Here is a 9,555-nt window from a genome sequence, read left to right on the forward strand (position 1 = left end):
ACGGCTCAATAATGCGGCGGAGGCTCGTTGGCGGGCCCCGGCGCATTCGCCTCGGCCTCCTGAAGCCGCTCGCCGAGCTCCGAGATCTTCCGCGTCAGCAGGTCGATCTGCTTCCACTGCGCGGTGATGGTCTGGTTCAGCGTCTCGATCGTGTCGTCCTGATAGGCGAGGCGCGTCTCCAGCGTGTCGATGCGCTCGCTCAGCGTCTTGATCTCATTCGTCACGCGCAGCGTCCTTGTTCCGTTCGCGCAAACCGTGGCCCAGCGCGACGCGTTCGTCGAACACGAAGCATTCGCCGCGCCAGCGGCTCTGTGCCTCCGGCACCTCTTCCAGATATCTGAGGATGCCGCCTTTGAGGTGATAGACCTCGGCAAAGCCGCGCGCGAGCAGATGCGCGCTCGCCTTCTCGCAGCGGATGCCGCCGGTGCAGAACATCGCGATCCTGCGGTGCCTGGCCGGATCGAGCCGCTCGGCGGCAAAATCCTTGAACTGGCCGAAGCTCCTGATGCCGGGATCGACGGCGCCTTCGAACGTTCCCATCGCCACCTCGAAGGCATTGCGGGTGTCGAGCAGCAGCGTATCGGGTGCCGAGATCAGCGCATTCCATTCGCTGGCATCGACATAGGTGCCGACCTGGCGGGTCGGATCGGCAGCGGCATCGCCGAGCGTGACGATCTCCTTCTTCAGCCGCACCTTGAGCCGCCCGAACGGCATCGCCTCGGCGGTCGAGAATTTCAATTCCAGATTGTCCAGCCTGCCGCCGAACATGTCGCCGTGCGCCAGCTCGCGGGCGAGGGCGTCGATCCCCTCCGGCGCGCCGGCGAGCGTGCCGTTGATACCCTCCTGCGCCAGCAGCACGCTGCCCTTCAGCTTCAGGTCGGCGCAGAACGCGCGCAGCGGCTCGCGCAGCTCGCGGTAGTCCGGGAGGGCGGCAAATTGATAGAACGCGATGACCTTGGCGACCGGGTGCGGATCAGACATGCGGCTCGTTTAGCAGGCGACCGCCGCTCAGAAAACCCGCATGGCGGCCGGCCTCAAAAGGTCTATACGCCCAGCGGATGGCAGCCATTTGCCTGGTATGCCAGCATTGCCGAGGGCCGCCGGAATGTGTCATGTAGACCCGGTTTTTCCTAAGACGGCGCGGCGCGCGCATCCACCGCCAAGACAGCCTAACGAGAGCAAGAATTCGATGAGAAACTTCCATTTCCCCGGCAGGTCCACGGTCCACGCCACCAACGCGATGGTTGCGACCTCGCACCCGCAGGCCTCGCTCGCGGCGATCGAGGTGCTGCGCGAGGGCGGTACCGCGGTGGATGCGGCGGTGGCGGGCTCGGCCGTGCTGGGCGTGATCGAGCCGCAATCGACCGGCATCGGCGGCGATTGCTTCGCACTGGTCCAGCCGCGGGGCGAGGGCAAGATCATCGCCTATAACGGCTCCGGCCGCGCGCCGAAGGCGGCGAATGCCGACTGGTATCTGGAGCGCAAGATCAACTCCGTGCCGCTGACCTCGGCGCATGCGGTTTCGATTCCGGGCGTGATCGATGCCTTTGCGACCGTGCTGCGCGATCACGGCAGGTTCGGTTTCGACCGCCTGCTCCAGCCCGCGATCAAGGCGGCCGAGGAAGGCTATGTCGTCGCGCCCCGCATCGCCTTCGACTGGAAGAACCAGTTCGAGAAGCTGAAGGCCGGCACCAACACCGTGCGCTACCTGTTGCCGGGCGGCAAGCCGCCGGTGGCCGGCGACGTCATCCGCCAGGCCGAGCTCGGCAAGACGCTGCGCGCGATCGCCAAGGACGGCCGCGACGCCTTTTACAAGGGCGCGGTCGCCGAAGACATGGTCGAGACGCTGCGGGGGATCGGTGGCCTCCATACGCTCGACGATTTCGCGGCGCACACCACCGAGACGACGACGCCGATCGGCACCATGTACAAGGGCTACGACGTCTGGCAGTGCCCGCCGAACGGCCCGGGCGTCACCGCGCTGCTGATGCTCAACATCCTGTCGCGCTTCGACCTCACCAAGTACGCGCCCCTCAGTGTCGAGCGTTTCCATCTCGAGGCGGAAGCCGCGCGCATCGCCTACATGAACCGCGAGATGCACGTCGCCTCTCCCGAGCACATGAAGATCAACGTCGCCGAGATGCTGGAGAAGGGTTTTGCCGAGGAGTACATCAGCAAGATCCGCATGGACGGCATGCTCGACCTGCCGAACGTTGCGCCGCCGATGAATCCGTCGACCATCTACATCACCGTGGTGGACAAGGACCGCAACGTCTGCTCGTTCATCAATTCGGTCGCGCATTCGTTCGGCTCGGCGATCGTCTCGAACAAGACCGGCGTGCTGTTCCAGAACCGCGCCGGCGGCTTCCGCATCCAGCCCGGCCATCCCAACTGCATCGAGGGCGGCAAGCGGCCGCTGCACACCATCATGCCGGGCCTGCTCACCAAGGGCGGCCGCTCCACGATGTCGTTCGCGGTGATGGGCGGACAGTACCAGCCGACCGGCCAGACTCATCTCCTGACCAACATCCTCGACTATGGCTGCGACGTCCAGGAGGCGATCGATATGCCGCGCGGCCTGCACTATGAGGGCCAGTATCAGCTCGAGGACAGCGTGCCGGCGGACGTCGTCGAAGGCCTGAAGAAGCTCGGCCACAAGACCACCAGCGTGGTCGGCCCGCTCGGCGGCGCCCAGGCGATCTGGATCGATTGGGACAAGGGCACGCTTACCGGTGGTTCCGATCCGCGCAAGGACGGCTGCGCGTTGGGTTATTGATCGCCCCGCGCAAGGTTCCTCGCGCGAGATCAGAAAAAGTTGACAAGGGGCGGTGCGGCATTTGCTGCGCCGCCCTTCGTCATTCGGAACTGCACTCACCGCTCCCGGTTAAGGGGCGATGAGCGGTGCAGGCGTGCGCTGCTTTGCTCGAAGCGGCGGAGGCCTCGATGTCCGACTCATCAAGTTCCAAACAATCAGCATTCGATCGCCGCGCCTTCATGGCGGGTGCCGCCGGCAGTGCGCTGGTCCCGATCACGGCGCGTGCGGCTGCAGCGGAGGCGAGGCCCCCGGTCGCACAGGATCCCGCACTTCCCGTCGACGTCACGCTGCACGTCAACGGCAAGGAGAAGCGGCTCCGTATCGATGCGCGCACCACGGTGCTCGATGCGCTGCGCGACCATCTCAAGCTCACGGGAAGCAAGAAAGGGTGCGACCACGGGCAGTGCGGCGCCTGCACGGTGCTGATCGGCGAGCGGCGCGTGGTGTCGTGCCTGACTCTCGCGCTCGCGGCGGAAGGGCAGGAGATCACGACCATCGAGGGACTTGCCACCGACGAGCACCTGCACCCGATGCAGCAGGCCTTCATCGACAACGACGCGTTCCAATGCGGCTATTGCACGCCGGGCCAGATCATGTCGGCGATCGCCTGTGTGAAGGAGGGCCATGCCGGCAGCGAGGCAGATATCCGCGAATACATGAGCGGCAACATTTGCCGCTGCGCCGCTTACCCCAACATCGTCGCCGCCGTGAAGCAGGCCGCGCCCGAGATCATGAAAGGCTAGGCGCATGCGACCATTCTCTTATCAGAGAGCGACGGATCCCACCTCGGCCGTCCAGGCGCTCAGCGCCGCTGCCGCCAGCACCCCCCTGACGAAAGCGACGGCGCAGCCGCTGGCCGGCGGCACCACGCTGATCGACCTGATGAAGCTCGATGTGATGCGGCCTGCCGCAATCGTCGACATCAATCCGCTGGCCCAGGGCTGGTCCGCGATCGAGCTCAAGGGCGACGAGGTCTTGCGGCTTGGCGCGCTCGCAAAGATGTCGGACGTGGCTGCCCATGCCGAAATCCAGCGCAACTATCCGGTGATCGCCGACTCGCTGAAGCTCGCCGCCAGCGCTCAGCTGCGCAATATGGCCACGCTCGGCGGCAATGTGATGCAGCGGACCCGATGCAGCTATTTCCGCGACGTATCCTACGAGAACTGCAACAAGCGCAATCCCGGCTCCGGCTGCGCCGCCATGGACGGCGTCAACCGTATGCATGCGGTGCTCGGAGCCTCCGACCAGTGCATTGCGACCTATCCCGGCGATTTTGCCCAGGCGCTGATCGCGCTGGACGCCGTGGTCGAGATCACCGGCCGGTCCGGAATCCGCACCATGCCGTTTGCAGAGTTGCACAAGGCGCCGGGCAACACGCCCGACATCGAGACCACACTTCAGCCGGGCGAGTTGATCTCGGCCTTCTCGATCTCCGGTCGTTGGCCGCGTTCGGTGTATCTCAAGGCGCGCGACCGGCAGTCCTATGAGTTCGCGCTGTCGTCGGCTGCAGTCGCGCTCGACGTGCAGGACGGCACGGTCAGGGACGCGCGGATCGCCCTCGGCGGTGTCGCCACCGTGCCCTGGCGGGCGCGAGAGGCGGAGGCGCTGTTGAAAGGACAGGCATTCGATGACGGTCTCGCACAGCGTGTTGCCGATGCTGCGTTCGCAGAGGCGCGCGGCCGCCGGCACAACAGCTTCAAGATATCGCTCGGAAAGCGCGTGGTGGCGCGCGCGCTCCAGCAGGCCGTAACGATGGAGATCTGATCATGACCGCCGCTGCTCCCGAGCCGAAAGAGAACATGGGCCAGCCCGTGCCGCGCTACGATGCGGTCGTGAAGGTCACGGGGCGGGCGACCTACGCCTCGGACATGCCGCTCGACAACCCTGCCTACGCGTTCCTGGTCACCAGTGCGATCGCCAAGGGGCGCATCGACCGTTTCGATCTCGACGAAGCAAGGAGCGTCCGCGGCGTGATCGAGATCGTCACGCACGAGAACGCACCTGAGCTGAAGGAGTCGAAGCTCTTCAGCGACGGCGGCTACGCAGGGACAACGATCCAGCCGCTCAAGTCTGCCGAGATCTCCCATGACGGGGAGATCATTGCCGTCGTTATCGCGGAAAGTTACGAAGCCGCGCGCGAGGCCGCCAACCGCGTGAAGGTGAGCTACACGGCAACCGCCCCAAGTGCGACGTTCGACTCGCCGGGAACGACCGCGGCAGCCGCCAAAGGGCAGAACGCCCAGTTCAAGGAAGACGCCAAGGTCGGCGATTTCGCCAAGGCGTTCGACGAGGCTGAGGTCAAAATCACGGCCGCGTACGGCACGCCGACGCAGCACCACAATCCGATGGAGCTGTTCACGACGAGCTGCGCGTGGATGGGCGACAATCTCGTCATCTATGAGGGCAGCCAATACGTCTACGGCTTGAAGAACGGCGTTGCCGAGCAGCTCGGCATCGACCCCGACAAGGTGCGCGTGGTCAATCCCTATGTCGGCGGCGGCTTCGGCTCGCGCGGTTCGATGACGCCGCGGACCGCCATCATCGCCGCTATTGCCCGGCGCCTGAACCGCCCGATCAAGCTGGTTCCGACCCGCGATCAGGGTTTCACCATCGCGACCTATCGCGCCGAAACCCGGCACGAGATCAAGCTCGGCGCCGCCCGGGACGGAAAGCTCGTTGCCTTGCGGCATGAAGGGGCCGAAGTCTCCTCGCGCGCGGACGCCTATTGCGTCGGCGGCACCAAGACAACGACGCGGCTTTATGCCTGTCCCAACGTGGACAGCCTGGTGTCGATCGTGCGCGCTGATCGCAATACGCCAGGTTTCATGCGCTCGCCGCCGGAGGTGCCATATCTCTTTGCACTCGAGAGCGCGATGGACGAGCTTGCGGTGCAGCTGAACATGGATCCCGTCGAACTCCGTCGGATCAACGATACCACCAACGAGCCCATCGGCGGCAAACCCTATACGTCGCGCTCGCTGATGGCGTGCTTCGACGAGGCAGCGAAAGCCTTCGGCTGGGCGCAGCGCTCGCCGCAGCCGAAATCGATGTCGGACGGCGACTGGTTGATCGGCTATGGCTGTGCCGCCACCTGCTACCCGACCCAAATGGCGCCCTCTGCCGCGCGCGTGCGTCTGCAGCGCGATGGCCGCACCCGGGTCGAGATCGCCGGCCACGAGATCGGCACCGGCGCCTACACGGTGATCGCGCAGACCGCGGCTGACCGGTTGGGCGTGCCCCTGGAAAAGGTTGCCGTCTTCATGGGCGACAGCGATTTGCCGCCGGCGCCGGTCGCCGGCGGATCGAACTCGACCGCAAGCACCTGCTCGGCGGTGATGATGGTGTGCGATCAGATTCGCCAGCGCCTGTTCAAGGCGGTGATGCCCGACAGCCTCACGGAGAAGGCCAAAGAGACCGTTGGCATCAGTCCTGCGCCGACGACCCAGGCCGCCAAGAGCGATCGGCCGCTGGATATCGAAAAGGCGTTCGATGCCCTCGGCGTCGGAGTCGTCGAGGAATATGGCGAGTGGAAGCCGGATGGTGCGCCGCTGGATTCCTTCCGCGCCATGCACAGCGGGCATCCTCGGCTCGTCGGAGGGCATCAGATGAAGGACCAGATCGCCTATGCGTTCGGCGCGGAGTTCGTCGAGGTTCGCATCAACCGCTTCACGCACGAGATCCGCTGCCCGCGTCTGGTCGGGGCCTTTGCGGCGGGCCGCATCGTGAATCCCAGAACGGCGCGGAGCCAGCTCATGGGCGGTTTGATCTGGGGCATGTCCTCGGCGCTGCTGGAGGCCACGGAAATCGACGAGCGCTACGCACGCTACGTCAATGACAACCTGGCGGATTATCTCTTGCCGGTGAATGCGGACGTCCCCGGCGTCGAGGTGATCATGCTCTCCGAGCAGGACGATCGGATCAACCCGGCCGGCGTGAAGGGCCTCGGCGAACTCGCCAATGTCGGTACCAATGCCGCGATCTGCAACGCGATCCACCACGCCACCGGCCAGCGTATCCGCAACCTCCCGGTTCGCCTGGAAAATATCGAGGCTTAGAGGGGTGGAAACCGCACCCGCGTTGCGCTAGACACCTTCCGCCTCAAACGGAAGGTGTCTTATGCAGCGTTTCCAGCGCGCGCTCCTCACGCTGATGTCGGCACTCGCGTTCACCGTGATCGCAAACGTGTCGCATTTCGTTTCCACCACGGCCTCGGCCCAGACCGCAGGAAAGACCATGACCACAGCTTCAGGCTTGCAGATCATCGACTCCACCGTCGGCACCGGTGCCTCGCCGCAGCCCGGCCAGATCTGCGTGATGCACTATACCGGCTGGCTCTATGAGAACGGCCAGAAGGGCAAGAAATTCGACAGCTCCGTCGACCGCAAGGAGCCGTTCGAATTCCCGATCGGCAAGGGCCGCGTCATCGCCGGCTGGGACGAGGGCGTCGCCTCGATGAAGGTCGGCGGCAAGCGCACGCTGATCATCCCGCCGCAGCTCGGCTACGGAGCCCGCGGCGCCGGCGGCGTCATTCCGCCGAACGCGACGCTGATGTTCGACGTGGAATTGCTCGCGGTGAAGTGACGGCGCAGCCGTCATTCCGGGTTCGGTGCTACGCACCGCCCCGGAATGACAGCAAAAAAAGACCGGCCTTTCGGCCGGTCTTTTCATTTTCAGATCGCCGCGCGTCACTCTGCCGCGCGCTTTGCGGCGGCCGCGGCACGGTCGATCGCGTCCTTTGCGGCGTCCTTGGCATCGCCCATAGCCTGCTGGCCCTTGCCCTTGACTTCCTGGACAACGCCTTCGCCCTTCAGGCGTTCGGAACCGGTGGCTTCACCGATGCCCTGCTTGGCCTTGCCGATCGCTTCGTTGGCGGTGCCCTTGATCTTGTCGGTCGTGCTACCCATGAAACTCTCCTTCCATTGTGCTCGCAACGACAACGTCTCACGGCTATGAGGGTTCCAATTTTGTTATGGCTCGCGAGTGCGGCTTCGGGTTAGTTTGCCGCGCACGGAACCAACAGAAAGAAGTCCCATGACCGGCCATGATCATTCGCATTCCCACCATGACCACGATCATGATCACGATGATCGCTGGAAACATGACGGCGTGCGCGTCATTCCCGGCAACCAGCTCGATACCAACGTGCCGTCGACGGCGGGCATGGACCGCGCGGCCGCGATCAACTTCGCGCGCGTCGGTGCGCAGAAATTGTGGGCTGGCACTGTCAGCATCAAGCCCGACGCCAAGACCGGCGCGCATCACCACGGCCATCTCGAAAGCGTCATCTATGTCGTGAAGGGCAAGGCGCGGATGCGTTGGGGCGAGAGCCTGCAATTCACCGCGGAGGCCGGTCCCGGCGATTTCATCTTCGTCCCGCCTTACGTGCCGCACCAGGAGATCAACGCCAGTCCGGACGAGGTGCTGGAGTGCGTGCTGGTGCGCAGCGACGGCGAGGCGGTGGCGATCAACCTCGACATCGAGCCGGTCGAGAAGCCCGAGACCGTGCTGTGGATCGATCCGGTGCACCGGGATCCCAACGAGAAGAAATAGGACTGCAACGCCCCCCGGACAATTTGATCGTCCCCCCGGGGGCCAAAAATATTCGGAAGGCCATGTCGGATGGCCGCCAGGCCGTCCGTCCTTGGGCAAAACCCGCCCAAGGAGCCTCTCATGCCCAAGATGATCTTCGTCAGCCTGCCGGTGACCGACCTTGCGCGCGCCACCGCGTTCTACGAGGCGGTCGGCGCGGTCAAGAACCCGCAATTCAGCGACGACACGGCGAGCTGCATGGTCTTTTCCGAGACCATCTTCGCGATGCTGATGACCCACGACAAATTCCGTCAGTTCACGCCGAAGCCGATCGCTGACGCCAAAACCTCCAATCAGGTGCTGCTCTGCCTGTCGGCGGACAGCCGAAGCGACGTCGACGACATCGTCGGCAGGGCCGAGGCCGCGGGCGGCGTGGCCGATCCCAGCCCGAAGGACGAATACAGCTTCATGTACGGTCGCAGCTTCGAAGATCCGGACGGACACATGTGGGGTGTGAACTGGATGGACCTCGCGGCCGCGCCTCAGCAGCCCGACATGGCGAACGCCTGAACGAAGCCCCCGATATCAAAGAACTGAGGAGCATTCACGATGTCCAAGGTCGTCCCCTGCATGTGGTTCAACGGCGATGCCGAGGAAGCCGCGAAGTTCTACACATCGCTCGTGCCGAATTCGGCAGTCACGCACGTCCAGCGTAACGTCTCGGACGGTCCGTCCGGCAAGGAGGGCTCGGTGCTCGTCGTCGAGTTCACGGTGGCGGGGCAGCCGCTGGTCGCGCTCAACGGCGGCATGAAGATGGAGTACACCCACGCCATCTCGCTGATGATCCATTGCGACGACCAGGCCCAGGTCGACCGCGTCTGGAATGCGTTCCTCGCCCATGGCGGCAAGGAGGAGCAGTGCGGCTGGCTCAGGGATCGCTGGGGCGTGGCCTGGCAGGTGGTGCCGAAAGTGATGTTCGAATTCCTGTCCAGCCCCGACAGGGCCGCGGCCGCACGCGCGATGCAGGCCATGATGAAGATGGTGAAGCTGGATGTGGACGTGTTGCGTCGCGCGTTCGAGGGCAAGTCGGCTTGAGGGCGAATAGTGGCCCACAATCCATTCGGTGTCATCGCCCGGCTTGATGTTTAGTCCGGAGACATGGCTGACACCTGTTCGGACACATCACTGACAGGTGGGTCGTTGGTCAAGTC

Annotated in this window: 11 protein-coding genes; 8 read left to right on the plus strand and 3 right to left on the minus strand. The window is 64.7% G+C overall.

The features are described from left to right. Positions 1 to 5: 5 nt before the first annotated feature. Together CO669_RS26320 and trhO are read right to left on the minus strand one after the other, a co-directional pair. Positions 6 to 224 (minus strand): SlyX family protein, encoded by a 219-nt coding sequence (locus tag CO669_RS26320; protein ID WP_097662848.1) that lies wholly within the window; start codon positions 222 to 224, stop codon positions 6 to 8. Next, a complete protein-coding gene (gene trhO, locus CO669_RS26325; protein ID WP_097662849.1) occupies positions 214 to 981 on the minus strand; it encodes an oxygen-dependent tRNA uridine(34) hydroxylase TrhO in 768 nt (255 codons plus the stop codon). Before trhO ends, CO669_RS26320 begins: the two co-directional genes overlap by 11 nt. Positions 982 to 1,189: 208 nt before the next feature. Between trhO and ggt the strand changes: the two genes are divergently transcribed. From ggt to CO669_RS26350, 5 genes are all read left to right on the plus strand, one after another. Beyond that, on the plus strand, positions 1,190 to 2,776 hold the full coding sequence (gene ggt, locus CO669_RS26330; RefSeq protein WP_097662850.1) for a gamma-glutamyltransferase: 1,587 nt from the start codon (positions 1,190 to 1,192) through the stop codon (positions 2,774 to 2,776). Positions 2,777 to 2,943: 167 nt separating this feature from the next. Next, positions 2,944 to 3,558, plus strand: a complete 615-nt coding sequence (locus tag CO669_RS26335; RefSeq protein WP_097662868.1) for a (2Fe-2S)-binding protein — start codon at positions 2,944 to 2,946, stop codon at positions 3,556 to 3,558. Between the two features lie 4 nt (positions 3,559 to 3,562). Continuing rightward, a complete protein-coding gene (locus CO669_RS26340) occupies positions 3,563 to 4,579 on the plus strand; it encodes an FAD binding domain-containing protein (protein ID WP_097662851.1) in 1,017 nt (338 codons plus the stop codon). Between the two features lie 2 nt (positions 4,580 to 4,581). Next, positions 4,582 to 6,870 (plus strand): xanthine dehydrogenase family protein molybdopterin-binding subunit, encoded by a 2,289-nt coding sequence (locus CO669_RS26345; RefSeq protein ID WP_097662852.1) that lies wholly within the window; start codon positions 4,582 to 4,584, stop codon positions 6,868 to 6,870. Between the two features lie 61 nt (positions 6,871 to 6,931). Continuing rightward, positions 6,932 to 7,396, plus strand: coding sequence for an FKBP-type peptidyl-prolyl cis-trans isomerase (locus tag CO669_RS26350; protein ID WP_097662853.1), 465 nt, complete (start codon positions 6,932 to 6,934; stop codon positions 7,394 to 7,396). A 104-nt stretch (positions 7,397 to 7,500) separates the two neighbouring features. Here CO669_RS26350 and CO669_RS26355 read toward each other — a convergent pair whose 3' ends face one another. Then, positions 7,501 to 7,719, minus strand: coding sequence for a CsbD family protein (locus CO669_RS26355; RefSeq protein ID WP_097662854.1), 219 nt, complete (start codon positions 7,717 to 7,719; stop codon positions 7,501 to 7,503). A gap of 127 nt (positions 7,720 to 7,846) precedes the next feature. On the opposite strand from CO669_RS26355, the gene CO669_RS26360 reads away from it, so the two are divergent. From CO669_RS26360 to CO669_RS26370, 3 genes are all read left to right on the plus strand, one after another. Then, positions 7,847 to 8,365, plus strand: coding sequence for a cupin domain-containing protein (locus CO669_RS26360; RefSeq protein WP_097662855.1), 519 nt, complete (start codon positions 7,847 to 7,849; stop codon positions 8,363 to 8,365). Positions 8,366 to 8,485: 120 nt separating this feature from the next. Continuing rightward, the gene (locus CO669_RS26365; RefSeq protein WP_097662856.1) at positions 8,486 to 8,914 is read left to right on the plus strand and encodes a VOC family protein; all 429 of its coding nucleotides are present in this window, start codon (positions 8,486 to 8,488) and stop codon (positions 8,912 to 8,914) included. A gap of 39 nt (positions 8,915 to 8,953) precedes the next feature. Further along, positions 8,954 to 9,439: a VOC family protein gene (locus tag CO669_RS26370; protein ID WP_097662857.1), complete on the plus strand. Its 486-nt coding sequence runs from the start codon at positions 8,954 to 8,956 to the stop codon at positions 9,437 to 9,439. Positions 9,440 to 9,555 lie beyond the last annotated feature (116 nt).

The sequence above is a fragment of the Bradyrhizobium sp. Y36 genome, assembly GCF_002531575.1.
GTDB lineage: Bacteria > Pseudomonadota > Alphaproteobacteria > Rhizobiales > Xanthobacteraceae > Bradyrhizobium.

Bases quoted from the DNA above. Each gene is read 5' to 3' on its own strand.
- trhO (WP_097662849.1), bottom strand. From the start codon at position 981: ATGTCTGATCCGCACCCGGTCGCCAAGGTCATCGCGTTCTATCAATTT.
- ggt (WP_097662850.1), top strand. From the start codon at position 1,190: ATGAGAAACTTCCATTTCCCCGGCAGGTCCACGGTCCACGCCACCAAC.
- CO669_RS26335 (WP_097662868.1), top strand. From the start codon at position 2,944: ATGTCCGACTCATCAAGTTCCAAACAATCAGCATTCGATCGCCGCGCC.
- CO669_RS26340 (WP_097662851.1), top strand. From the start codon at position 3,563: ATGCGACCATTCTCTTATCAGAGAGCGACGGATCCCACCTCGGCCGTC.
- CO669_RS26345 (WP_097662852.1), top strand. From the start codon at position 4,582: ATGACCGCCGCTGCTCCCGAGCCGAAAGAGAACATGGGCCAGCCCGTG.
- CO669_RS26350 (WP_097662853.1), top strand. From the start codon at position 6,932: ATGCAGCGTTTCCAGCGCGCGCTCCTCACGCTGATGTCGGCACTCGCG.
- CO669_RS26355 (WP_097662854.1), bottom strand. From the start codon at position 7,719: ATGGGTAGCACGACCGACAAGATCAAGGGCACCGCCAACGAAGCGATC.
- CO669_RS26360 (WP_097662855.1), top strand. From the start codon at position 7,847: ATGACCGGCCATGATCATTCGCATTCCCACCATGACCACGATCATGAT.
- CO669_RS26365 (WP_097662856.1), top strand. From the start codon at position 8,486: ATGCCCAAGATGATCTTCGTCAGCCTGCCGGTGACCGACCTTGCGCGC.
- CO669_RS26370 (WP_097662857.1), top strand. From the start codon at position 8,954: ATGTCCAAGGTCGTCCCCTGCATGTGGTTCAACGGCGATGCCGAGGAA.